The organism is Mesorhizobium sp. M0800 (genome assembly GCF_040320095.1).
GTDB lineage: Bacteria > Pseudomonadota > Alphaproteobacteria > Rhizobiales > Rhizobiaceae > Mesorhizobium.
Genome location: NZ_JAMYOZ010000005.1, coordinates 93277 through 115096, shown reverse-complemented (window position 1 = coordinate 115096; position 21820 = coordinate 93277). Strand labels below are relative to the sequence as shown.

Sequence of the window (21820 nt, the reverse complement as noted above, 5' to 3'; positions counted from 1 at the left end):
AAACCATGTTCGATACCGAAATTTTGCTCCAGGACACCCAGGAAATTCTGGGCGCCGTACCTGTAACGCTTGGAATGGCGCTGACGATTTTCGTCTTGTCGACGCTAGTCGGCAGCATTTTTGCACTCGTCGAATATAGACGAGTCCCGGTGCTGCGAGAGCTCATCATGGCTTACAAGATCGTCTTCAAGGGCGTTCCGATGGTCATCGTGATTTTCCTCGCCTATTTCGGTCTGCCCCCGGCATTCCAGTTCCTGCTCTCGTTGCTCGGGATCAACTTCAACGCCCACGAAACACCCAACTCGGTTATCCTTATTATTGCGGTGACAGGCTGTATCGCTGCGTTCCAATCGGAGATTATCAAAGGAGCCCTGAACGCCTTTGACACCGGTCAGTCAGACGCCGCCCATTCCCTTGGCTATACGAACGGCCAATTGTTCCGACGGATTCTGTTTCCCCAGGTGGCTCTCACGGCAATTCCCGACCTGACAACCTCGATGATGGTCATCATGAAGGCGCTTTCTCTCGGATTCGCCATCGAGGTTGTCGATATCTTCGCCCAGTCCCAGCTGACCGCCGCGCTGAACTACTACTACCTCGAAGCCTTCGTGATTGCCGTCGTGATCTACATGGTGATTGCCTATGTCGTCACCCAGATTGCCGACAGGCTGGAGCAATCCCTTAGGGTACGGACCTGAGCGAAGCGTCGTCAGAACCCGCGCAGCAAGGGCGGAGGAACTCAAGGCTCAGTTGAGGCCTGCAAACAGTTGATGGGGCGAACTCGCAGCCAGACCTGCGGGCTCATGTAATCGACACCTCACCCTGGTGGGTGCCACGGTCGACGGCTTGGCGACGATGAAGGCGAAGTGTCCAACAGCAGGCGCCGCATTATCGCAGATTGGTCAGATCCACTGGACGATTGTTGATGATCGCTTCCATGGAAAAGAAGCCTGTCACCGTAGCCAGGTCGAAGTTCGTGATCAGTTTCTGGTAGAATGCATCGTAGCCGGACATGCCTTGTGTCACGACCTTGATCAGGTAGTCCCAATCTCCTCCGATCCGATAGAAATCGATCACCTCCGGCAACCGTTCGACATGGGTACGGAACGCCTCACTCCACTCCTTGGAATGGTGGCGAGTGCGGATCATTACGAAAACCGTCAGATCGAGCCCCATGGCGCGGAGATCGATACTGCTGTGCGACCCGCGGATAACACCTAGCGACTGGAGGCGCTGGATCCGCCGCCAGCACGCATTCTGGGACAGGCCGACCCTCTCCGCCAAATCACGCTGCGAAAGGCTTGCATCGATTTGCATGGCCGTCAGAATCTTCATATCAAATGCATCGATTTTCGCCCGATCTTCGATCATCTGACACGCTCTTTGCAAGAAATTGCAGAAAATAGGTGAATTTTTTCGACCGTGGAGCAGGCTACAATCCGAGTCAATATCCGAGCCGGGGAGAATGACCGTGCAAGCAGTTCGCCCAACGACGAGGCAGACCGAGACCCCTCTGTCAAAGTTCCGCCAGGGGTTGAAGAAAAAGGCTGACGTGATCGCCGACCTCCGGGATGGGCTTGTGGGATCGACGGCGAAAATCGTGGCTCCCTACGGGCAAAAGGACTTGGTGTACGCCGACTATGTCGCATCAGGCCGCGCACTCCGTCAGATCGAGCGCTTTGTGCTTGAGGAGGTCCTGCCGTACTACGCCAACAGCCACACGGAAGCCTCGTATTGCGGAGGCTTCATGACCCGCATGCGTCAGGAAGCGCGCGCCCTGATCGGTCAATTCTGCGGGGCCACCGAACGGCATGCTGTGATCTTCACCGGCTCCGGCGCTACGTCGGGGATCAACCGCCTCGTCAAGCTATTCGGCGTCGCTGAAGCCGTGGCAGCGGGCAAGCGCGCTCGGATCATTATCGGTCCCTATGAGCATCACTCCAACATTCTGCCCTGGCGCGAGAGCGGAGCAGAAATCGTGGAAATCGCCGAGGATCCGTCTGGCGGGCCGGACCTGTCTCAACTCAAGGACGCGGTTGGCGGGGGGTCGTCAGATCTGACGATATGCACCATGTCCGCGGCCTCAAACGTCACGGGCATCACCAGCGATGTCGCGGCCATCACCGTGATCGTGAAGGCCGCCGGCGCAAAGATGATCTGGGACTATGCGGGCGCAGGTCCTTACCTGCCGATTTCCATGTCGCCCGCCCCTGATGCCCAGATCGACGCGATAGTTGTTTCGCCTCACAAGTTCCTCGGGGGTCCCGGCGCCTCCGGCATCTTGATCGTTCGACGCGACGGACCTTCGACGAAAACGCCGTCGTGGCCAGGTGGCGGGACGGTGAAATTCGTGTCCCCCAAGACACACGATTACAGCGACAGCCTGGAATCCCGCGAGGAAGCCGGTACGCCGAACGTGATCGGCGACATACGAGCCGCGCTGGCCTTCATCGTCAAAGATGCGATCGAACTTGATGTGATGGTAGCACGCAATCGCGAGTTAGCGCGCCGTGCCTTTCGCGCATGGAAAGACGTGCCGCGGCTGGAGCTCCTCGGCCTGTCGGATCCTGAGCGGCTTCCGATCTTTTCCTTTAGGGTCGAAAACGGAAAGGGTGGCTACGTCCACCAGCAACTGATCACGCGCATGCTAAGCGACCGGTTCGGGATCCAGGCGCGCGGTGGCTGCGCCTGTGCCGGCCCGTATGTCCACAGACTGCTATCGATCGACGACGAACAGTCCGAGGAAATAAGGCAAGCCATTCTCTCCGGCGACGAAATGAAAAAGCCGGGATTCACCCGGCTGAATTTCAGCGTTCTGCTGCCGGACGAGAAGGTGCAGTTCATACTCGATGCCGTGGCGCAGATTGCGTCCGACGCAACGGACTTCGAGCATGACTACGACCTCGATCCTGGCCGGGCGATCTTCTTCCCGCGAGCCGCAGTCGAGGGCATTGCCCATGCAGCAGCCTGAAGTCGCCGGGTTCTATGATGCACGGACGGGCAGCATCCAATATGTCGTTGCATGCCCGAGTTCGCGAAGATGCGCCATCATCGACCCCGTACTCGATTTCGACGAAAAGTCTGGCTCGACAGCAACGACAAATGCGGACGCGATCATCGACTACATCAACAGCCGCAATTTGAAGCTCGAGTGGATCCTGGACACCCATCCGCATGCGGATCACTTTTCGGCCGCGCGCTATCTCAAGGCGAAAACCGGCGTGCCGACAGCGATCGGCGGGCGCGTGAAGCAAGTGCAGCGGATCTGGCAACGGATCTATAACTTCTCGGATCTCCCGTGTGACGGCTCACAATGGGATCGGCTGTTTGGCGACCTCGAGACCTTCAACATCGGCGAGTTGGAAGCGCGCGTCATGCACTCGCCAGGACACACCTTGGCGTCGATAAGCTATGTCATCGGCGATGCAGCGTTCATTCACGACACACTTTTCATGCCCGATAGCGGCTCCGCCCGTGCAGATTTTCCAGGTGGCAGCGCAGCTGACCTATGGAAGTCGATCCAGGACATTTTGAGCCTACCCGACCGGACGCGCCTCTTCACCGGGCATGACTACAGGCCGGGAGGGCGCCAGGCTCTGTGGGAGAGTTCGGTAGCGGAGCAGAAAGAGAAAAACCCGCATGTCGCCGGTCATTCTCGGAGTACGTTCATCAGGCTTCGAGAGGCCCGAGACAGGACATTGCCAATGCCAAAACTCATATTGCATGCCCTGCAGGTCAATATCCGCGGAGGGGAACTGCCTGAGGTCGAGGAAAATGGCCGGCGTTATCTGAGGATACCGCTCGACGCGCTGCCAGCATCGGTCTGGGGTTAGTGACGAATTGGATGGCTCTCTCCAGCAGTTCCTGCCCGCGATCGGTTTCAGGATCACTGATCGGGTGTACGCTCGGTCCGATTGGCGGAGGCGGGTCGATCCTCGCTACGCCCCTATTGATGTACGTCGTCGGAATGAGCAATCCTCGGAGCGCTCTCGGAGGTGATCGCGGCAAAGCAATTGCGGTGGCGCGTCTGCAACACTACTATCGATCATGTTTCTGAGGAGGTATCTCGGATGTGGGATAGGATCGCCAAGCTTCGGATATCGAGCCGCACCTGGGAGGCAATTCTTTTGGGGATGAAAAGCTTGAGGCGAACCTCAAATAGCCGATGTATGTACTGGTGATTTGACGCGATTCCATTGAAAGCGGTCCTCCGCTATCACCGATCCCCCCGACGCTACGATGCGCATACTCGGACAACCCTATCATCTACACTCCAATCAAACGGACCAGACCAGAGGGTGCGTCCCAGGCCGCCACAGACCGCCAAAGCCGATCACCTGTTGGCACCTTAGGACGAAGGCCTATCGCCGTTTGTCCGAGGATGGACGCTACGCTCGCCCCCGCAATGGTAGCAATATGGTTGCAATTCTCGCCACCTTGGGAAGTGCGCGTGCGTTCTCCATGCATAACATATTGATTTTACCGAATATTTTGGCGCACCCGACAGGATTCGAACCTGTGACCTCTGCCTTCGGAGGGCAGCGCTCTATCCAGCTGAGCTACGGGTGCCTTCAGGATCGGTGATCCCAAAAACGAACCAGCCGGGTGACCGGCCAGCCCCGGCTTCTTAGCGGAAGCAGGCGCCGGCTTCAACGGGCAATCGCCAGCGGGCTCAAGTTGCCGTAGCAGCCCGGGGGAGACAGACACCGTCCCGTCCGGCGCCACCGCCTGCTCATTCTGTCACGGCAAGCACTGCCTTGCCGCTGATGCTGCGCTGCCGCAGCGCGTCGAGGGCCTGGGCGACGTCCCGCCACGGCACGGTGAGGACCACGCGCGTTTCGAGCCGGCCGGCTGCGATCAGCGCGAGCAGCGAGGCGATGTCGGCGCCAACGTCCGGACCGGAAGCGTAGTAGGCGAAGGTCTGCAGCCGCGCACCTTCGTGCCCCGGAACGAACTGGCGGAAGCCGATGGGCGTGAGTTCGCCGCTGCTCGAGCCGAACATGACGACGGTCCCGCCAGGCGCGACCCGTTCGATCGCATGGGCGAGGCTATCGCCGCCGACCGATTCGGTAATCAGCGAGAACAGTCCTTCGGCCAGCGCTATCGATTCGATGACCCGCTCGGCTCCGAGGCCGCGGAGATCGTCGGCATGCCGTTCAGCGGCGACCGCCACCACCGACGCGCCCTGCTGGCGGGCGATCTGGATCTGGAAACGGCCGACCGCGCCGCTTGCGCCGGTAATCAGGACCCGCTGGCCGGCCAGGTCGCCGCCGAGGGGCAGGGTCCGCAGCGCGGTCGTGCCCGCGACCGGAACAGTGGCGGCGGAGACGAAGCTGACGTCGTCCGGCAGGACGGCGAGGTGGTCGGTTGGAACGGCGACCCGTTCGGCCCACCCGGCCTCGTCGACCAGAGCCGCAACCCGGGCGCCGACGGCCGGCCCGGAGCCGTCGGCGGCGGCGCGCTCGACAATTCCGGCGACGTCCTGGCCAGGCACCCAGCCGTTCGGACGGATGTTGAGCAGGCGCAGTTCGCCGCGGTTCAGCGAGACTGCCCGGACCGAGACCAGCGCCTCGTGCGGGGCGGGCTCGGGCTCGCCAAGCTCGGCGAGCCGCAACCCGGTGGCGCTGTCGGAAGATGTGATCAAGGCGAGCATTGGTGTCGTCCCTTCTTGCTGCGTGGCGGACGCCAGCCTGTTTTCGTGCGCCGGGCTTGTTGGTCCGACGTTCAGAACGCAAGCAGGGCATGACTAAATGGAAGCCCGCCTGTCGGCTTCTGAGTTACTCATCCCTAAACTATCGACTTTCCTGTTTGAGTAATTTAGATATCTTGGCAGTCGATCGCTAAAATCAGTCAATATGAGACAGCCTCTCCGCTACCCCTGGCCTTTCGATCCAGATGATGTCCTCGCCCCGGCAATCGCCGTGCGCGTTGACGTTACCGAAACCAGGGCGGAGGTGCCGGACCACCACCACCGCAAAGGGCAACTCGTCTTCGCGCTGGGCGGTGGCGTCACATGTCGCGTCCCCAGCGGCCTGTGGATGGTGCCGCCGCATTGTGCGGTGTGGATTCCCGGCGACATGGAGCACAGCAATATCGCGACCGCCAATGCCCGGATTTTCTTCGTCTATATCGAACCGGGAGCTACCGACCTGCCGGACCGGTGCTGCACGCTTTCGATCACGCCGTTGCTGCGCGAGCTCATCATAGAGCTGACGGATCGCGTTGAGGACGATGACGCGAGGGGCGAGCTCCTGACCAGGGCTCTGCTCACCGAATTGCCGCGCATGCCTGTCCAGCAGCTGCATTTGCCGATCTCGTCCGAGCCGCGCTTGAGGCGCATCGCGGCGGCGTTGGCGCAAGATCCTGCCGATCGCAGCACCCTGGCGGAATGGGCCAGTCGCGTCGCGCTCAGCGAGAGCAGTCTCGCACGTCTCGTGGTGAAAGAGACAGGGCTGACCTTCGGGCGCTGGCGCCAGCAACTGCACCTGATCGTCGCAATGCGCGAGTTGGCCTCCGGCGCCAGCGTGCAGCAGGTTTCGGCCGATCTCGGTTACGAATCGGTCACCGCCTTCATCACCATGTTCAAGAAAGCGCTTGGCAAGCCGCCGGCAAAGTATCTCAGCAGTGTCGCGCAAAACGGCGGCTCTGCGTTTGTCGCCTGAACCCGCACGCGGTAACACTCGGACTTCAACTGTCACTGCTCCTCGGCATACAGCAGCCGCGTCTTTGCCTCGGAGGTCGGCAACAGGCTGCGCTGGATCAGCGCCTCGACGTGGTCGTTGCGCTGGCGCGCGCTGTCGGCTCCCATCACCACGATGATCAGCCTGTGCCCGTCCGCATTATAGGAGGTGACGATGTTGAAGCCCGAAGCCCTGATGTAGCCGGTCTTGATGCCGTCGACGCCGCGCACCCGGCCGAGCATGTCGTTGTGGCCGCGCACCAGCCTGCCGCGGAACATGAAGTCGCTTTCGGAGAAATAGTGGAAATGCTGCGGGAAGCGGGCGTGCAGCGCCATGCCGAGCACCGCCATGTCGCGCGCGCTGGTGTGCTGGTCACCGTCCGGCAGGCCCGAGGCATTGCGGAACACGGTGCTGCTCATGCCGATCTGGCGCGCCTTGGCTGTCATCATGCCGGCGAACGCCTCTTCGCTGCCGCCGAGATATTCGGCAATTGCGACCGCCACGTCATTGGCCGATTTGACGACGATGGCGCGAATCGCCGAATCGACGTCGATGGTCTCGCCGCGCCTGAACCGCAGCTTGGTCGGCGGCTGCCGGGCGGCGTTGTCCGACACCGGAATTTGCGTCTCCTTGCTGATGCGGCCAGAATCCAGCGCCTCGAACAGGAGGTAGAGCGTCATCATCTTGGTCAGCGACGCCGGGTAACGCGGCGCCGTCGAATTGACCTCGAACAGCGTCTTGCCGGTGCCGGCATCGATGACCATGGCGGCATATTTCTGCGGCGGCGCCGGTACCGCCAGCACGCTGTCGGGCGGCGTGACAGTCGTGCAGCCGGCAGCAAACAGCAGCAGCGCCAGCACAGCGACGCATTTGTGGACGGACGAAAAGAACCGGAAGGCGGACAAGTCAGTTCCGAAGGCAGGCTGTTTCTGAGACGACGCGAAGCTATCTTAACGCAAAGGCACAGTCCATTTGGTTAATATCGGTCGGGGCCTCGAACGGTGCCCTGTCCACAGGCCGACGTGGCGCCGCCTGATGTGAATTGCCGGCCACCGCGCTTGCGCAACCGGCGGCGAGTGGGCTTTGCTGGCGCCGGCAGAATCGGGCCGCCGGAATCGGGCTGGCAGAATCGGGCTGGCAGAATCGGTAGGTGCACATGGATACGGTCACGATCACGGCGAAGGGCATTTCGGTATCGGTCGATCTTGCCGTCGGCCATCTCGCCGACATGACGGTCGATATCGATGGCCGCCGGCTGAAGCCGCTGCATCGCGCACCCTGGGTCGGCGAGCCGCGCGAGATGCTGCCGAAAGACCTGCCTGAAGGGACGGTCCACCTGTCCGGCGATTTCCTCTGCGCGCCGTTCTCGATCAGCGACGTCGAAGCGGCACCTTTGCATGGCTGGCCGGCAAATAGTCGCTGGGACGTCGTCGACAGCGCGGCAACGGCCGACGGCTGGCGCGCCGTCTTCCGGCTGCAGCGCCCGGTCATGGGCGCGACCGTCGACAAGATCCTGACCTTGCGCGACGATCATCCCTTTCTCTATCAGGAGCACGTCTTTTCCGGCGGCGCCGGCGCCATTCCCGTCGCCCACCACCCGATGACGGTGATGACGGCCGGCGGCAGGCTAGCCTTCTCGCCCAAGCGCCTTGCCGCAACGCCGAGTGAGGCGCCGGAGCCCGATCCGGCCCGCGGCCGCTCGTTGCTCGCCTACCCGGCGCGAAGCGCCGACCTGACGCGCTTTCCCGCCGCCAACGGCGGCACGATTGACCTGACCACCTATCGCATGGACCAGCTGCGTGAGGACTTCGTCACGCTGGTCGAGGCCGATCATGGCGGGCCGGGCTGGACCGCGCTGGCGCGCCAGGCGGAAGCCGATCTGGTGCTGGTGCTGAAGAACCCGGCCGAACTGCCGGTCACCATGCTGTGGGTCAGCAATGGCGGGCGCGATTATGCGCCATGGAGTGGCCGCCACCGCGGCGTGCTCGGCATCGAGGACGGCCGCACGGCCGTCGGCCACGCCGCATCGCTCGGCGACAATTGGCTGAAGCGCGAAGGCGTGGCGACCGCCTTTGCCCTTTCCGAAGGGCGCCGCTTTTCGTTCCGCCATGTCATCGGCGCACTGCCATGGCCATCCGGCGAGCCGCCGCACGACGTCACGACCTCGCCGGGCCGCATGCGCATCCTGGCGGCTGACGGTGCCGTGCGCGACATCGGCGTCGACGGCGATTTCCTGCGGATCGGTCAATCCAGGCCCGATTGAAGGCTTGGCACAAGCCGGCGTTTGAAATTTTCGAAAACTGCCGCCAAAATGCGCCAGAACCACCGTAAGGGGGCCAATGTCAGAAATCGCCCATATCGCTGCTGCCATTTTCAAGCGCGCCGGCAAGGCGCCGCGCTTCATCGTTGCCATTGCCGGTCCGCCCGGCGCCGGCAAGTCGACATTGTCGGCAGGCTTGCACGACCTGCTGCCGGAAAGCACGGCGGAAGTCGTGCCGATGGATGGCTTCCATTACGATGACGTCGTGCTCGATCGACGCGGCCTTCGCGCGCGAAAAGGTGCTCCGGAAACCTTTGATTTTGCCGGCTTCGAAGCGCTGCTGAAGCGCATCCGCGCCGGCGAGCCGGATATCGCCATCCCGGTCTTCGACCGCAGCATGGAGCTGTCGCGCGCCGCCGCTGCGATCATTGGCACCGAGACCAAATTCATCCTGGTCGAAGGCAATTATCTCCTGCTCGACGAAGAGCCATGGACGCGGCTGGCGCCACTGTTCGACTTCTCGATCTTTGTCGATGTGCCGCGCGCCGAGCTCGAGCGCCGACTGCTGGAGAGATGGCACGAGCACGGCCGGTCCGACGAGGACGCGCGCGCCTGGATCGCCTCTAACGATATGCCGAACATCGACCGCGTGCTTGCCCGTCGGCGGCCCGCCGACCTGGTGGTCGGCGACCTGGCCTGACTTGCAAGGAACCGCCCGGCCGGAACCTTGACAGTTTCAGGCCGTTATCCCGGACACGGCAATTGTGCCTATGAGGGAACCGTTCGATGGAAACCATGGCAAGAAAGCCTGCGCCCGCCAAGGGCAGGGCAACACGATCAAAAGCAACTCGAGCGAAAACCAGCGCCGGCCCGGCAGCGGCGGCCCGCTCCAAGGATGCGGCAAAGCCCAGCTTTGGCAAGGCAGCGCCGAAGAAGGTGGTGCCTGCCGCGGCCAAAGCCGCTGCACCCAAGCCCAAAAGATCGGTAAGCAGCAGAGGATCGATCGCAGGCAGCGCAATGCGCACTGTTAAAGCAACGGCCAATGTCGCCGCCGGTGCCGTGCTTGCCACCGCCAAAGGTGCGGCGTCGCTTGCTGCTTCCGTAGTCGGCAAGGGCGGCTCAAAACCCCGGACCAAGGCAAAATAGCCGAGCGGAATCGACGTAAGATCAGCTTCTGGCCGGAATGGTGAGGCCCCTCTGCACCGCCGCCCGGGCGAGGCCACGCTCCAGCCATGCGCCCACGCTGGGGAAATCGTCGAAACCGACGAGTTCCCGCGCCTCGTAGAAGCCGATCAGATTGCGCACCCACCCAAGCATCGAAATATCGGCGATGCTGTAATCGTCGCCCATGATCCAGCTGCGGCCCTTGAGCCTCGTTTCTAGGACGCCGATCAGCCGTCGCGACTCGTCGCGATAACGTTCCAGCGGGCGCTTGTCGGCGATTTCGCGCCCAGCGAATTTGTGGAAGAATCCGACTTGGCCGAACATCGGCCCGATCGAAGCCATCTGGAAGAACACCCACTGGATCGTCTCATAACGCAGCGTCGCGTCTGCCGGGACCAGCTTGCCGGTCTTGTCGCTGAGGTAAAGCAGGATGGCGCCGGATTCGAACAAGCCGATCGGCTTGCCGCCCGGGCCGTCCGGATCGATCATCGCCGGTATCTTGCCGTTCGGGTTCAAAGACAGGAATTCCGGGGTCCAGCTCTCGTTCTTGCCGATATCGACGGCATGCGGCTCGTAAGGCAGGCCAAGTTCCTCCAGCGCGATCGATATCTTCACCCCGTTCGGCGTCGGAAACGAATAAAGCTGGATGCGGTCGGGGTGGCTCGCCGGCCAGCGCGTAGCAATCGGAAACGCGGACAGATCGGTCATCGAAACTCCTGGTAGGGGACCGCGCCGAGCGGCACGGTCATGGCGGGTCGCAGAGAGTTAGGCGCGACGCCTGGCGCGATCAATATGCGCATGGAAAGTTTCGCCGGCCCCGGTGAAGGACCCGCAAGGGGTGCGGTCACACGGCCTTGACCGCCAGCACCGCGTTGGTGCCGCCGAAGGCGAAGCTGTTGCTGATCGCGGTGCGCACGGTGCGTTCGCGCGCCACGTTCGGCGTGATGTCGAGATCGCAGTCGGCGTCGGCTTCCCGATAATTGGCGGTCGGCGGCACGATGCCTTCGCGGATCGCCATCACGCAGGCGATCATTTCCAGCGCGCCGGAGGCGCCGAGGCAGTGGGCGTGCATCGATTTGGTCGAGGACACCGAAAGCTTGTAGGCATGGCCGCCGAACACGCGTTTGATCGCCGCCGTCTCGATCTGATCGTTGGCCTTGGTGCCGGTGCCATGCGCGTTGAGATAGTCGACGTCCTCGGGATTGAGCCCGGCATCGACGAGGCAGAAGCGCATCGCCGCCTCAGGCCCTTCGATGGTTGGCGCGACGATATCGGAGGCGTCGGCGGAAAGGCCGACGCCGGCGATTTCGGCAAGGATGGCGGCGCCGCGCGCCATGGCATGCTCATATGTTTCCAGCACCACCATGCCGGCGCCTTCGCCGAGCACGAGCCCCTGGCGGTCGGCGGAAAACGGCCGGCAGGTGTCCGGCGACAGCACCCGCAGGGCCTCCCAGCCCTTGAGGATGCCCCAGACCAGCGGCGCATCGGTGCCGCCGGCGACTATGACGTCGGCCCGGCCGAGCCTGATCTGATCGACCGCCGAGGCAATGGCGTGGTTGGATGACGAGCAGGCAGAGGTGATGCCGAACACCGGCCCGCGCAGACCAAGATTCATGCTGACATGGCCGGCTGCAGCGCCCGGCATTACTTTCGGGACGGTGAAGATGCCGGCGCGGTTCTTGCCTTCGAGCAGGATGGCGCGATAGTTCTCTTCGATTGCCTCCCAGCCGCAGACGCCGACGCCGACGATGGTGCCCATCCGGTAGGTGTTGGCCGCGTGCGGGTTCAATCCCGCCTGCTGTGCCGCCTCCCGCGCGGCGATCGTCGCCAGAAGGCTGAAGCGGTCCATCGACACGACCTGCTTGCGGTCGATGCCGTGCTCGGGAAGCGCCTTGATTTCGCAGCCGACCTTGACCTTCAGATCATGCAGCAGCGGATTGTCGATCGCGCCGATTGCCGAACGGCCGGCGCGCATTTCATTCCAGATTGCCGGTGCATTGGTGCCGAGCCCGCATAATCCGCCGATGCCCGTGATGACGACGCGCTTGTGCATTCAGTCAGGCTTTTTTCGCGATCAGCGCGCGAACCGCCTCGACCATGTCGCCGACATTCTTCAGATTGCTCCAGGCATCGACAGTGTTCATCTCGATTTCGATGCCATACTCTTCCTCGAGATCGAAGATGATCTCCGTCAGTTCCAGCGAATGGATGCCGAGGGCGGTCAGTTCGGTACTGGTGGTGATTTCCTCGCCGCCCGGCTCGGCATGAGCCTTGATCTTGGCGATGATATCGTTTGCCAGCTGGTCAGCCATTCGGTTTCTTCCCCAACTCTGTCGTTTCCCGACGCCAACTGATCAGCGCCCCTTTTGTCCTCGATTACGTCGTCATCGGCGCCTTTTACCCCCGCCAGGCGCCGGTGACCGTACCAAGGTGGCTCCCTCTATAGAAACCGAAACGCTGTCAAGCAACAAGCTATATATCGACAAAGCCGCCGCAGTGCTTAACGTTGGTGTCGTGGATACGATCGCATATAGCTTGACTTCAGTGCCGCCGGCCCAGCGTGTTGCCGGCGTCGCGCGGCTTGGCTGCGACTGGAACGGAGGCCGCACGCGTCTTCGGCGTCTGTACCAGGACGGTTCGGCCAAGATCCGCATGCCGGCGGTCTCGGCCGATCCGCTCGAAGCCGTCCTGATCAACACCGCCGGTGGGCTGACCGGTGGCGACCGTCTCGCCTGGGAGGTCGATGTCGGTGCCGGCGCCTCCGCAACCATAACAACGCAGGCCTGCGAGAAAATCTATCGCGCCGCATCCGACCGCGCCGAAGTGCGGGTGCAGCTGACTGTCGGGGAAGACGGCCACATTGCCTGGCTGCCACAGGAAACCATCGTCTTCGACCGCTCGGCCTTTGCCCGCAGCCTTGACGTGGAGCTTGCCACCGGAGCCGAGGCGCTGATCCTGGAGGCTACCGTCTTCGGCCGCCTGGCCATGGGTGAACGGGCTTCGCAAGGCCATTTCCACGACCGCTGGCGCGTCCGCCAGCACGGGGCGCTGGTCCATGCAGAGGAGTTCCGCATCGGGCCGGACGTTGCGGCCACCTTGAACCGTCCCGCAGCGGCCGGCGGTGCCGTCGCCGTGGCTACGCTGCTGATGGTGTCGCCACAGGCAGAGGCTTTGCTCGAGCCGGCCCGAGGCATAGTCGGCGGCCAGGGCGGCGTCAGTTTCTGGAGCGTGCGAAAATCTGGCAAGCTTCTTGCGAGGCTGTTCGCTGAGGACGGCTACCAGCTCCGCAAGCGGCTGGTGCCGCTTGTCGAATTGCTCAACGGACGGGCGGGCCTGCCCAAATTATGGTCACTCTGATTTCGATTGTGCCACCGCAGGAAAAAGCATGAATCTGACGCCGAGGGAGAAAGACAAGCTGCTGATCGCCATGGCGGCGATCGTGGCCCGCAAGCGGCTCGAACGCGGCGTCAAGCTCAATCATCCGGAAGCGATCGCGCTGATCACCGATTTCGTCGTCGAGGGTGCCCGCGACGGCCGCGCGGTCGCCGAGCTGATGGAGGCCGGCGCCCATGTCGTCACCCGGGCCCAGGTGATGGAAGGCATTGCAGAAATGATCCACGATGTGCAGGTCGAGGCGACGTTTCCAGACGGCACCAAGCTGGTGACCGTGCACGAGCCGATCAGATAACACCGCCAAGGAGAGGAAAATGCTTGAGCTGCGTCCCAACTGCGAGTGCTGCGACAAGGATCTGCCGCCCGATGCGACGGATGCGGTGATCTGCACCTTCGAATGCACCTTTTGCGCCGACTGCGCACAAAACGTGCTCGGCGGCGCCTGTCCGAATTGCGGCGGCAACTTCTCGGCCCGCCCGATCCGTTCGGCAGCGCTGCTGAAGAAATATCCGGCCTCCACCAAGCGCGTCCTCAAGGCAGAGGGCTGCGCTCCGGCCCGCAAGGCGGCGTGAGAGGTACTCGAAGATGGAAGCTACGCCGATGATCCCCGCTACGATGAAACGCTCAACGCTGTCGGCGGTCCTGCTGCTGGCGGCAGCAATGCCAGCCTATGCCCATGTCGGCGTCGGCACGGTTTGGTCCTTCACCGCCGGCTTCTCCCACCCGCTCTCCGGCCTCGATCACATGACGGCGATGCTTGCCGTCGGGCTATGGGCCGCGCTCAAGGGCGACAAAGCGATCTGGGCATGGCCGCTGGCCTTCGTAAGCGTCATGCTGGCCGGCGGCGTGCTCGGCATGCTGCATGTGCCGATGCCTTTCGTCGAGCCGGCGATACTGGCGTCCGTCGTGGCAATCGGGCTGCTGGTTGCGCTCGCCGTCGATCTTCCTGTCTCGGCCGGCGTCGCCGTCATCGGCCTGTTCGCGCTGTTCCACGGCTATGCCCATGGCACCGAGGTGCCTGAGAATGTCGGCGGACTCGGCTATATGGCGGGCTTTGCCGTTGCCACGGCACTGCTCCACGCCGTCGGCATCGCGGCCGGTCTCGGTCTCGGCTGGCGCTTCCGCGGGCTTGCCCGCGCCGCTGGCGCCGCTTGTGCCGCGATTGGCGCCGGCCTCGCTTTCGGCGTCGTGTGAGGCCGCGATGATCCCCGGCGAAATCATCACGGCAAGCGGCGAGATCGAACTGAACAAGGGTCTGGCGACGGTCACCTTGAAGGTAGCCAACAGCGGCGACCGGCCGATCCAGGTAGGCAGCCATTATCATTTCTTCGAGACCAATGAGGGACTGAGATTCGATCGCGACAAGGCCCGCGGCATGCGCCTCGACATCGCTGCCGGCACCGCCATGCGCTTCGAGCCCGGCCAAGAGCGCGACGTTACCCTGGTGCCGTTCGGCGGCAAGCGCGAGGTCTACGGATTTCAGCAGAAGATCATGGGCGCGCTGTGAGATCGAAGGCGTCGAGCAGTTTCGGCTCAGCCGGGCGGCTTGGCCGCCGCATAGATGACGACCTTTCCCGGATCGTCGAATTCCACCGCCAGAACGTCCTCGGTTTGCACTCGCCGCGAATCGATGGCGTTGAACAGCAATGCGTTCGCTTCGATCTCCTTGCGCAGCTCGGCGATGTCGTCCCGATGTTGCCTGACCTTGTTTTCGATCGCCGGTGGCGGGCCGCCTTCAGTGCGCGCGGCATCGGTAAGAAACACGATATCGACCTTGTCGAGCTTGGATGTCTTGCGCACGGCGGCGATGTTTTCACGCGTGCGGTCGATCGCCGAACTGACCTTGCCGGCTTCCGCATTTGTCTGGGTCTCTTCCTGGCCGACCTCCGAGCCGACGATCCGGTTGACGGTCTCGGCGCTGTCGAGGCTCTGCGCGTTCAGCGCGGCGTGCGGAATGCTGGCTGCCAGAAACGCGGTCGCGGCAATCCCATGCAGCCATCTGGTGTCGGAGAAGGTGGTGATCGCCATCGCTCGTTCTCAGGGTCCTTTTCGAGGCTCGTGTCAGGGCGACAGGACCGAAACGTAACGTCCCCCGTGAAGGTTCCCTTTGTGATGCGGCGGGCTGGCCGGGCGCCGGCCCGCCGCCTCGTCTCGTCAGCTCGCTTTCTTGGTGATCAGCGTCAGCGCGCCATTGGTGCTCATGCTGGCGGCGATCACCTGCGCCGAGGTGAGCCCCTTGGCTTCGAGCGCGGATTTGACCTGCGGTGTCGCGTCGATCGAGCCGCGCAGTTTCTGCAGGTCGGCATCGCTGCGCTTGGCGATCACCTCGTTGACCTTGGCTTGAGTGTCCGCGGGCAGATCCTTGATATCGACGACGTTGATCGCCTGGATGGTGGGCGCCTGCGGCTGCGCCCCGGGCGCGGCAGGAGCAGGCGCAGCCGGCGCCGGACTGGGCTGCTGCGCAGGCTGTTGCTGGGCGCTGGCGGCGGTTGCGAGCACCAGCGTGGCGGCGGCTGCCAGAAGGGTCGTTTTGCGCATGGATGTTCCTTTCCATCGATTGGCAAATGGTCGTTTTGGGGTGGCCCGGCCACCTCAAACGCTAAATGGGATCGGAAAGTGTCGCTCAGCGGGTCATTGCGTGACCATAGGATGGCGGCAATGTGGGGCCCGGCTTCGACAAGCGGTATTTTCGGGCTGTATTTCCGGAGCAATTGCTGATGGCTAAAATCACCCGCGCCGCCTATGCGCAGATGTACGGCCCGACCGTCGGCGACAAGGTCCGGCTCGCCGACACCGAGCTGTTCATCGAGGTCGAAAGGGATCTCACTCTTCACGGCGAGGAGGTGAAGTTCGGCGGCGGCAAGGTCATCCGCGACGGCATGGGCCAGAGCCAGGTGTCGCGCGCGCAAGGCGCGGTCGACACCGTCATCACCAATGCGTTGGTCGTCGATGCCACCGCCGGTATCGTCAAGGCAGATATCGGCCTCAGGGACGGCCGTATCGCCGCGATCGGCAAGGCCGGCAATCCGGATACCCAAGGCGGCGTCACCATCATCATCGGTCCCGGCACCGAGATCATCGCCGGCGAGGGCAAGATCCTGACCGCCGGCGGCTTCGACGCGCATATCCACTTCATCTGCCCGCAGCAGATCGAGGAAGCGCTGATGTCGGGCATCACCACCATGCTCGGCGGCGGCACCGGCCCGGCGCACGGCACGCTGGCCACCACCTGCACGCCGGGGCCGTGGCATCTGGCGCGCATGATCCAGTCTTTCGACGCCTTCCCGATGAATATCGGCCTGTCGGGTAAGGGAAACGCGTCGCTGCCTGCCGCGCTCGAGGAGATGGTGCTCGCCGGCGCCTGCTCGCTGAAGCTGCATGAGGACTGGGGCACGACACCGGCTGCAATCGACTGCTGCCTGTCGGTCGCCGACGATTACGACGTGCAGGTGATGATCCACACCGACACGCTGAACGAGTCCGGCTTCGTCGAAAACACGGTCGCGGCGATCAAGGGCCGCACCATCCATGCCTTCCACACCGAAGGCGCCGGCGGCGGCCACGCACCTGATATCATCAAGGTCTGCGGCCTGCCCAACGTCATTCCGTCCTCGACCAATCCGACCCGCCCCTACACGGTCAACACGCTGGCCGAACACCTCGACATGCTGATGGTCTGTCACCATCTGTCGCCGTCGATCCCCGAAGACATCGCCTTTGCCGAGAGCCGCATCCGCAAGGAAACCATCGCCGCCGAAGACATTCTGCACGACATCGGCGCCTTCTCGATCATCTCGTCGGACAGCCAGGCCATGGGCCGTGTCGGCGAAGTGGCGATCCGCTGCTGGCAGACCGCCGACAAGATGAAGCGCCAGCGCGGTTCGCTGCCGCAGGAGACCGGCGACAACGACAATTTCCGCGTCCGCCGCTACATCGCCAAATACACCATCAATCCGGCCATCGCGCATGGCCTGTCGAAGGACATCGGCTCGGTGGCGGTGGGAAAACGCGCCGACCTCGTGCTGTGGAATCCGGCCTTTTTCGGCGTCAAGCCGGACATGGTGCTGATCGGCGGCATGATCGCCGCCGCCCCGATGGGCGATCCCAACGCCTCGATCCCGACGCCGCAGCCGATGCATTACCGGCCGATGTTCGGGGCCTACGGCAAGGCGATGACCAATTCGTCGGTGACCTTCGTTTCGAAGGCCGCGCTCGACGCCGGCCTGCGCGGCAGGCTCGGCGTCGACAAGCAGATGGTCGCGGTCGAAAACACCCGCGGCGGCATCGGCAAGCATTCGATGGTGCTCAATGACGCCACGCCGCATGTCGAGGTCGACCCCGAAACCTATGAGGTCCGCGCCGACGGCGAACTCCTGACCTGCGAGCCGGCTACCGTGCTGCCGATGGCGCAACGCTACTTCCTGTTCTGAACCATAGGCGTTAGAACGACCGATGTAGAACATGCCGCGCCAGGCTTATGGACCCGCAACTCCCCAACGCCCACGACATCTTCCCGCATATCCGCATCGTCCTGGGCATGGTGATCGGCCTCGGCGTCACCCGCCTGCTGTCGGGGGTCGCCCGCATCGTCCAGCATCCCGGCCAATACCGGCTCTATCCCGTGCACCTCGCCTGGGTTGCGTCGGTGCTTTTAATGCTGGTGCATTTCTGGTGGTGGGAGTTCGGCCTGTTCCAGATCGAGAATTGGACCTTCGGCAAATACCTGTTCATCATCTTCTACGCCGTCACGCTGTTCCTGCTCTGCGCGCTGCTGTTTCCGGATTCGATGCTGGACTACACCAGCTATGAGGATTTCTTTTATTCGCGCCGGGCCTGGTTCTTCGGCCTGCTGGCGGCGACCTATCTGCTCGACGTGATCGATACGCTGCTGAAAGGGCCGGAGCATTTCGCCCATTTTGGCGTCGAATATCTGATCCGCACGCCGGTTTTCGTCGCGCTTTGCGTCATTGCGATCCTGCTGCGCGACCGCCGCTTTCACATCGCCTTTGTCGCCGGCGCGCTCGTCTATCAGATATCGTTCATCCTGCGGCTCTTCGACACGATCGTCTGAGCCCCATTGGGGCGGCGGACGCGATAGGCTAGGCTTTTTGGGAGAGGCAGTTTTTACATGAAGCTCGATATTCGCACCGACTTCACCAAATTCCCGCGCGCCGTCTCCGTCCTGGCCGCGGGCGAAGCCGGAACCACCACGCCATACGACAGTGCGGTGCTTGCCCATGACGAGCGGCATCTGCGCCGTCGCGCCATCGAAACGGCCCGTAGCGACAAGGTGCTGGTCGACCTGCCCGAACCGGTGACCTTGAACCATAGTGACCGGCTGGTGCTGGAGGATGGCCGCCACATCGAGATCATCGCGGCCGAAGAGCCGCTCTACGATATCAGGGGCAGCGACCCGATCCATCTCGCCGAACTTGCCTGGCATATCGGCAACCGTCATCTCGCCGCCGCAATCGAGGCTGACCGAATCCTCATCCTGCGCGACCATGTCATCAAGGCGATGCTGGAAGGGCTGGACGCCACCGTGAGCGACGTTTCCGAACCGTTCAAGCCGGTGCGCGGCGCTTATTCCGGCCATGGCCATTCTCACGCCGAGGCGCATGCGCACAGCCATGCCGAAGCGCATTCCCATACCCATAGCGAATCGCATTCCCACAGCCATTCGCACGACCATGACCATGACTGACCAGCCTTCCAACGTTGCCCAGCCTTCCAATATTGCTTTGTTGCGGCTGATGGCGTGGCTGTCGCCTTCCTTCCCCGTCGGCGGCTTTTCCTACAGCCATGGTCTCGAGCAAGCCGTGCATGCCGGGCTGGTTGCCGACAGCAAAGAGCTCGCCGCGTGGCTGGAAACGCTGGTCGAGATGGGTTCGGGCTGGAATGATGCGGTGCTGTTTGCCGAAAGCTGGCGCAGGGCGCGCGAAACCGGCGATCTCGATGAAATCGTCGCCCTTGCCGAAGCTCTGGCAGGCTCGCGCGAGCGCCATGCCGAGACCATTCTGCAGGGCGCTGCTTTCCTGAAGGCGGCCTTCGCCTGGCCGTGCCAGGTGCTGGATCGCCTGCCGGCCGAATGTGCCTATTGCGTTGCCGTCGGCGCCGTTGCCGGCGATCACGGCATTGCGCTGCGGGACGCCCTGGCGGCCTTTTTGCAGGCCTTCTTCTCCAATCTCGTCCAGGCTGCGATCCGGCTTGGCATCGTTGGCCAGAGTGCCGCGATGACGCTACTGGCCGCCTTCGAACCGCTTGCCCTGGCCACGGCCGACCGCGCTGCCGGCTCGACCCTCGATGATCTCGGCGGCTGCGCTTTCATCTCCGACGTCACGGCGATGAAGCACGAGGCCCAGTATTCGCGGCTGTTCCGCTCATGATCGCCCTCGCTTTCGTCCTCTCGCTCGTCCTGCTGTTGATCACAGCACTGCATGTCTATTGGGACATTGGCGGCATCTGGCCGGGCAGGGACGCCGCCTCCTGCGCTCATGCGGTCATCGGCTTTCATGGCGTCGACGAGATGCCGGCACTCTTCGCCAGCTTCGCCGTTGCCGCCTGCCTCGGCCTGGCGACGCTGTGGCCGATGGCGCTCGAGGGCATCTTTGCCACGCCCTTTCCCAAGGCCGGGCTTGCCGCCACGTCGCTTGCTCATCGCGCTGGTTTTCCTGGCGCGCGGCATTGCCGGCTTCACGCCGTGGTGGCGCCGGTTGACGCCCGAACAGCCTTTCGCGCGGCTTGATGTCAGCTACTATTCGCCGCTCTGTCTGTTGATCGGGCTTGGCTTTGCCATTCTTGCCCTCACGGAGTTCCCCGCATGATATCACCCAACGGTCCTCTTCGCGTCGGCATCGGCGGTCCGGTCGGCTCGGGCAAGACGACGCTCACCGAAAAGCTTTGCAAGGCGCTGCGTGACGAGTTCTCGATCGCCGTCGTCACCAACGACATCTACACCAAGGAAGACGCCATGATGCTAGCCCGGCTGCAGGCGCTCCCTGAGGATCGCATCATCGGCGTCGAGACCGGCGGCTGCCCGCACACCGCCATCCGCGAGGACGCCTCGATCAATCTGCAGGCGATCGCCGAAATGACCAGAAAATTCCCGGATCTCGACATCGTCTTCATCGAATCGGGCGGCGACAACCTCGCCGCCACCTTCTCGCCGGACCTTGCCGACCTGACGCTCTATGTCATCTCGGTTTGCCAGGGCGAGGAGATCCCGCGCAAGGGCGGCCCGGCAATCACGCGGTCGGATTTCCTGGTCATCAACAAGAGCGACCTTGCGCCCTATGTGAACGTCAATCTCGACGTGATGGAAAGCGACGCTGCCCGCATGCGCGGCAAACGGCCGTTTGGCTTCACCGACCTGTCGCGCGGCAAAGGGCTTCAGGAGGTGATAGATTTCATCGTCGAGTATGGCGGGCTGAGAGCCGGCACTGCCACCAGCACGGCGGCATAGCAATCGCGTTCGCCTGCACCAAACGAAACCGGTTGCGCGCGTTCCAGTCGCGCGGCATCCTCGCCTCTTTCACGGAGGTTACGATGAGCATCGCCCGCCTGCAGAAGGAAGTGCTGACCAACCTGCCGTTCTATGAGGAGCGCGTCGATCTCGCTTGCGCCTTCCGCTGGACGGCGCGGCTCAACATGCACGAGGCGGTGGCCAATCATTTCTCGCTGGCGGTCAACGACGATGGCTCGCAGTTCCTGATGAACCCCAACCAGGTGCATTTCTCGCGCATCAAGGCGAGCGACCTGCTGTTGATCGACGCCAACGATCCTGACACGCTGGCCGGCCCGAATGCGCCCGATCCAACGGCGTGGGGCCTGCATGGCGCCATCCATCGCAACGTGCGTCATGCACGCTGCGTCATGCATGTCCACTCGATCCACGCCACCGTGCTTGCCTCGCTCGCCGACTCGACGTTGCCGCCGATCGACCAGAACTCGGCGATCTTCTTCAACCGCCATGTCGTCGACGCTCATTATGGCGGGCTGGCCTTCGAGGAAGAGGGCGAGCGCTGCTCGCAGCTTCTTGTCGACCCGAAGGTCAAGGTGATGGTGATGGGCAACCATGGCGTGCTGGTCATCGGCGACAGCGTCGCCGACACCTTCAACCGCATGTTCTATTTCGAGCGCGCCGCCGAAACCTACATCAAGGCGCTGTGGACCGGCCGGCCGCTGCGGGTACTGTCGGATGAGATCGCGGAGAAAGCGGCAAGGGAACAGGAAGACTATCCCGGCCAGGCCGAGCGCCACCTTTCCGAACTGAAGGCGATCCTCGACGAGCAGGAGCCTGCCTACCGGAGTTGAGCGCGGTCCC

The 21820-nt window shown here is 63.1% G+C and carries 26 protein-coding genes, 1 tRNA gene and 1 pseudogene; 19 read left to right on the top strand and 9 right to left on the bottom strand.

The genetic code is table 11. The annotated features are described in order from the left end of the window. Nucleotides 1-5 precede the first annotated feature (5 nt). On the top strand, nt 6-698 hold the full coding sequence (locus tag NKI18_RS08960; protein ID WP_353019413.1) for an amino acid ABC transporter permease: 693 nt from the start codon (nt 6-8) through the stop codon (nt 696-698). 190 nt (nt 699-888) lie between these two features. Here the strand turns inward: NKI18_RS08960 and NKI18_RS08955 are convergent, their stop codons facing one another. Further along, nucleotides 889-1371, bottom strand: a complete 483-nt coding sequence (locus NKI18_RS08955) for an Lrp/AsnC family transcriptional regulator (protein WP_352622547.1) — start codon at nt 1369-1371, stop codon at nt 889-891. Between the two features lie 100 nt (nt 1372-1471). Between NKI18_RS08955 and NKI18_RS08950 the strand changes: the two genes are divergently transcribed. Together NKI18_RS08950 and NKI18_RS08945 are read left to right on the top strand one after the other, a co-directional pair. Further along, entirely contained in the window at nt 1472-2971 is a 1500-nt protein-coding gene (locus tag NKI18_RS08950; RefSeq protein WP_353019531.1) for an aminotransferase class V-fold PLP-dependent enzyme, read from the top strand. Continuing rightward, nucleotides 2958-3833: an MBL fold metallo-hydrolase gene (locus tag NKI18_RS08945; protein WP_353019528.1), complete on the top strand. Its 876-nt coding sequence runs from the start codon at nt 2958-2960 to the stop codon at nt 3831-3833. Before NKI18_RS08950 ends, NKI18_RS08945 begins: the two co-directional genes overlap by 14 nt. A 659-nt stretch (nt 3834-4492) precedes the next feature. Here the strand turns inward: NKI18_RS08945 and NKI18_RS08940 are convergent. Together NKI18_RS08940 and NKI18_RS08935 are read right to left on the bottom strand one after the other, a co-directional pair. Continuing rightward, a tRNA-Arg gene (locus tag NKI18_RS08940) sits at nt 4493-4569 on the bottom strand. A 163-nt stretch (nt 4570-4732) separates the two neighbouring features. Continuing rightward, nucleotides 4733-5653, bottom strand: coding sequence for a zinc-binding dehydrogenase (locus NKI18_RS08935; protein ID WP_352619407.1), 921 nt, complete (start codon nt 5651-5653; stop codon nt 4733-4735). A 202-nt stretch (nt 5654-5855) separates the two neighbouring features. Here NKI18_RS08935 and NKI18_RS08930 point away from each other — a divergent pair, with 202 nt between their 5' ends. Continuing rightward, a complete protein-coding gene (locus tag NKI18_RS08930) occupies nt 5856-6662 on the top strand; it encodes an AraC family transcriptional regulator (protein ID WP_352619408.1) in 807 nt (268 codons plus the stop codon). A gap of 32 nt (nt 6663-6694) precedes the next feature. Here the strand turns inward: NKI18_RS08930 and NKI18_RS08925 are convergent, their stop codons facing one another. Then, nucleotides 6695-7585 carry a D-alanyl-D-alanine carboxypeptidase family protein gene (locus NKI18_RS08925; RefSeq protein ID WP_352619409.1) on the bottom strand — a complete coding sequence of 297 codons (891 nt, stop codon included), beginning with the start codon at nt 7583-7585 and terminating at the stop codon, nt 6695-6697. Nucleotides 7586-7836: 251 nt separating this feature from the next. On the opposite strand from NKI18_RS08925, the gene NKI18_RS08920 reads away from it, so the two are divergent. From NKI18_RS08920 to NKI18_RS08910, 3 genes are all read left to right on the top strand, one after another. After that, nucleotides 7837-8943 (top strand): hypothetical protein, encoded by a 1107-nt coding sequence (locus NKI18_RS08920; RefSeq protein WP_352619410.1) that lies wholly within the window; start codon nt 7837-7839, stop codon nt 8941-8943. A 76-nt stretch (nt 8944-9019) separates the two neighbouring features. Then, nucleotides 9020-9640 carry a nucleoside triphosphate hydrolase gene (locus tag NKI18_RS08915; protein ID WP_352619411.1) on the top strand — a complete coding sequence of 207 codons (621 nt, stop codon included), beginning with the start codon at nt 9020-9022 and terminating at the stop codon, nt 9638-9640. Nucleotides 9641-9957: 317 nt separating this feature from the next. Beyond that, the gene (locus tag NKI18_RS08910; protein ID WP_302893450.1) at nt 9958-10086 is read left to right on the top strand and encodes a hypothetical protein; all 129 of its coding nucleotides are present in this window, start codon (nt 9958-9960) and stop codon (nt 10084-10086) included. Nucleotides 10087-10107: 21 nt separating this feature from the next. Here the strand turns inward: NKI18_RS08910 and NKI18_RS08905 are convergent, their stop codons facing one another. From NKI18_RS08905 to NKI18_RS08895, 3 genes are all read right to left on the bottom strand, one after another. Then, nucleotides 10108-10812: a glutathione S-transferase family protein gene (locus NKI18_RS08905; protein WP_352619412.1), complete on the bottom strand. Its 705-nt coding sequence runs from the start codon at nt 10810-10812 to the stop codon at nt 10108-10110. A gap of 136 nt (nt 10813-10948) precedes the next feature. Next, nucleotides 10949-12157, bottom strand: a complete 1209-nt coding sequence (locus NKI18_RS08900) for a beta-ketoacyl-[acyl-carrier-protein] synthase family protein (RefSeq protein WP_352619413.1) — start codon at nt 12155-12157, stop codon at nt 10949-10951. 4 nt (nt 12158-12161) lie between these two features. Continuing rightward, complete coding sequence (locus NKI18_RS08895) at nt 12162-12416, bottom strand: acyl carrier protein (RefSeq protein ID WP_023677013.1); 255 nt, start codon at nt 12414-12416, stop codon at nt 12162-12164. Between the two features lie 202 nt (nt 12417-12618). Here NKI18_RS08895 and NKI18_RS08890 point away from each other — a divergent pair, with 202 nt between their 5' ends. The 5 genes from NKI18_RS08890 to NKI18_RS08870 are packed head-to-tail and all read left to right on the top strand — an operon-like array spanning nt 12619 to nt 15004. Then, entirely contained in the window at nt 12619-13461 is an 843-nt protein-coding gene (locus NKI18_RS08890; RefSeq protein WP_502900675.1) for an urease accessory protein UreD, read from the top strand. Between the two features lie 28 nt (nt 13462-13489). After that, nucleotides 13490-13792, top strand: a complete 303-nt coding sequence (locus NKI18_RS08885) for an urease subunit gamma (protein WP_023677011.1) — start codon at nt 13490-13492, stop codon at nt 13790-13792. A gap of 19 nt (nt 13793-13811) precedes the next feature. Next, nucleotides 13812-14069 (top strand): DUF1272 domain-containing protein, encoded by a 258-nt coding sequence (locus tag NKI18_RS08880; protein WP_352619414.1) that lies wholly within the window; start codon nt 13812-13814, stop codon nt 14067-14069. 28 nt (nt 14070-14097) lie between these two features. Continuing rightward, nucleotides 14098-14691, top strand: coding sequence for a HupE/UreJ family protein (locus NKI18_RS08875; protein ID WP_352619415.1), 594 nt, complete (start codon nt 14098-14100; stop codon nt 14689-14691). Between the two features lie 7 nt (nt 14692-14698). Then, the gene (locus NKI18_RS08870) at nt 14699-15004 is read left to right on the top strand and encodes an urease subunit beta (protein ID WP_023677008.1); all 306 of its coding nucleotides are present in this window, start codon (nt 14699-14701) and stop codon (nt 15002-15004) included. A 26-nt stretch (nt 15005-15030) separates the two neighbouring features. On the opposite strand, the gene NKI18_RS08865 is transcribed toward NKI18_RS08870, so the two are convergent. Further along, nucleotides 15031-15525 carry a hypothetical protein gene (locus NKI18_RS08865; protein ID WP_023677007.1) on the bottom strand — a complete coding sequence of 165 codons (495 nt, stop codon included), beginning with the start codon at nt 15523-15525 and terminating at the stop codon, nt 15031-15033. A gap of 126 nt (nt 15526-15651) precedes the next feature. Next, nucleotides 15652-16035 carry a hypothetical protein gene (locus tag NKI18_RS08860; RefSeq protein WP_023677006.1) on the bottom strand — a complete coding sequence of 128 codons (384 nt, stop codon included), beginning with the start codon at nt 16033-16035 and terminating at the stop codon, nt 15652-15654. Nucleotides 16036-16214: 179 nt separating this feature from the next. On the opposite strand from NKI18_RS08860, the gene ureC reads away from it, so the two are divergent. The 7 genes and pseudogenes from ureC to NKI18_RS08825 all read left to right on the top strand — a co-directional run bounded on the left by ureC (nt 16215) and on the right by NKI18_RS08825 (nt 21810). Next, nucleotides 16215-17927, top strand: coding sequence for an urease subunit alpha (ureC, locus tag NKI18_RS08855; RefSeq protein ID WP_502900674.1), 1713 nt, complete (start codon nt 16215-16217; stop codon nt 17925-17927). Between the two features lie 47 nt (nt 17928-17974). After that, nucleotides 17975-18568: a hypothetical protein gene (locus tag NKI18_RS08850; protein WP_352619416.1), complete on the top strand. Its 594-nt coding sequence runs from the start codon at nt 17975-17977 to the stop codon at nt 18566-18568. A gap of 57 nt (nt 18569-18625) precedes the next feature. Then, a complete protein-coding gene (locus tag NKI18_RS08845; protein ID WP_352619417.1) occupies nt 18626-19201 on the top strand; it encodes an urease accessory protein UreE in 576 nt (191 codons plus the stop codon). After that, complete coding sequence (locus tag NKI18_RS08840; RefSeq protein WP_502900673.1) at nt 19188-19883, top strand: urease accessory protein UreF; 696 nt, start codon at nt 19188-19190, stop codon at nt 19881-19883. The genes NKI18_RS08845 and NKI18_RS08840 overlap by 14 nt, the downstream gene beginning before the upstream one ends. Further along, nucleotides 19880-20321: pseudogene (locus NKI18_RS08835) on the top strand (DUF3995 domain-containing protein). Before NKI18_RS08840 ends, NKI18_RS08835 begins: the two are co-directional and overlap by 4 nt. Then, a complete protein-coding gene (gene ureG / locus NKI18_RS08830) occupies nt 20318-20959 on the top strand; it encodes an urease accessory protein UreG (RefSeq protein ID WP_352619419.1) in 642 nt (213 codons plus the stop codon). The pseudogene NKI18_RS08835 and the gene ureG overlap by 4 nt, the downstream one beginning before the upstream one ends. Nucleotides 20960-21042: 83 nt before the next feature. After that, entirely contained in the window at nt 21043-21810 is a 768-nt protein-coding gene (locus NKI18_RS08825; protein ID WP_352619420.1) for a class II aldolase and adducin N-terminal domain-containing protein, read from the top strand. Nucleotides 21811-21820: the final 10 nt, after the last annotated feature.

Excerpts from the sequence above, each read along its gene's own strand:
- NKI18_RS08880 (WP_352619414.1), top strand. The coding sequence starts at position 13,812 with ATGCTTGAGCTGCGTCCCAACTGCGAGTGCTGCGACAAGGATCTGCCG.
- NKI18_RS08915 (WP_352619411.1), top strand. The coding sequence starts at position 9,020 with ATGTCAGAAATCGCCCATATCGCTGCTGCCATTTTCAAGCGCGCCGGC.
- NKI18_RS08870 (WP_023677008.1), top strand. The coding sequence starts at position 14,699 with ATGATCCCCGGCGAAATCATCACGGCAAGCGGCGAGATCGAACTGAAC.
- NKI18_RS08840 (WP_502900673.1), top strand. The coding sequence starts at position 19,188 with ATGACCATGACTGACCAGCCTTCCAACGTTGCCCAGCCTTCCAATATT.
- ureC (WP_502900674.1), top strand. The coding sequence starts at position 16,215 with ATGGCTAAAATCACCCGCGCCGCCTATGCGCAGATGTACGGCCCGACC.
- NKI18_RS08955 (WP_352622547.1), bottom strand. The coding sequence starts at position 1,371 with ATGATCGAAGATCGGGCGAAAATCGATGCATTTGATATGAAGATTCTG.
- NKI18_RS08875 (WP_352619415.1), top strand. The coding sequence starts at position 14,098 with ATGATCCCCGCTACGATGAAACGCTCAACGCTGTCGGCGGTCCTGCTG.
- NKI18_RS08860 (WP_023677006.1), bottom strand. The coding sequence starts at position 16,035 with ATGCGCAAAACGACCCTTCTGGCAGCCGCCGCCACGCTGGTGCTCGCA.
- NKI18_RS08885 (WP_023677011.1), top strand. The coding sequence starts at position 13,490 with ATGAATCTGACGCCGAGGGAGAAAGACAAGCTGCTGATCGCCATGGCG.
- NKI18_RS08865 (WP_023677007.1), bottom strand. The coding sequence starts at position 15,525 with ATGGCGATCACCACCTTCTCCGACACCAGATGGCTGCATGGGATTGCC.
- NKI18_RS08905 (WP_352619412.1), bottom strand. The coding sequence starts at position 10,812 with ATGACCGATCTGTCCGCGTTTCCGATTGCTACGCGCTGGCCGGCGAGC.
- NKI18_RS08930 (WP_352619408.1), top strand. The coding sequence starts at position 5,856 with ATGAGACAGCCTCTCCGCTACCCCTGGCCTTTCGATCCAGATGATGTC.
- NKI18_RS08910 (WP_302893450.1), top strand. The coding sequence starts at position 9,958 with ATGCGCACTGTTAAAGCAACGGCCAATGTCGCCGCCGGTGCCGTGCTT.
- NKI18_RS08935 (WP_352619407.1), bottom strand. The coding sequence starts at position 5,653 with ATGCTCGCCTTGATCACATCTTCCGACAGCGCCACCGGGTTGCGGCTC.
- NKI18_RS08900 (WP_352619413.1), bottom strand. The coding sequence starts at position 12,157 with ATGCACAAGCGCGTCGTCATCACGGGCATCGGCGGATTATGCGGGCTC.
- NKI18_RS08945 (WP_353019528.1), top strand. The coding sequence starts at position 2,958 with ATGCAGCAGCCTGAAGTCGCCGGGTTCTATGATGCACGGACGGGCAGC.
- NKI18_RS08850 (WP_352619416.1), top strand. The coding sequence starts at position 17,975 with ATGGACCCGCAACTCCCCAACGCCCACGACATCTTCCCGCATATCCGC.
- NKI18_RS08895 (WP_023677013.1), bottom strand. The coding sequence starts at position 12,416 with ATGGCTGACCAGCTGGCAAACGATATCATCGCCAAGATCAAGGCTCAT.
- NKI18_RS08845 (WP_352619417.1), top strand. The coding sequence starts at position 18,626 with ATGAAGCTCGATATTCGCACCGACTTCACCAAATTCCCGCGCGCCGTC.
- NKI18_RS08960 (WP_353019413.1), top strand. The coding sequence starts at position 6 with ATGTTCGATACCGAAATTTTGCTCCAGGACACCCAGGAAATTCTGGGC.
- NKI18_RS08920 (WP_352619410.1), top strand. The coding sequence starts at position 7,837 with ATGGATACGGTCACGATCACGGCGAAGGGCATTTCGGTATCGGTCGAT.
- NKI18_RS08825 (WP_352619420.1), top strand. The coding sequence starts at position 21,043 with ATGAGCATCGCCCGCCTGCAGAAGGAAGTGCTGACCAACCTGCCGTTC.
- ureG (WP_352619419.1), top strand. The coding sequence starts at position 20,318 with ATGATATCACCCAACGGTCCTCTTCGCGTCGGCATCGGCGGTCCGGTC.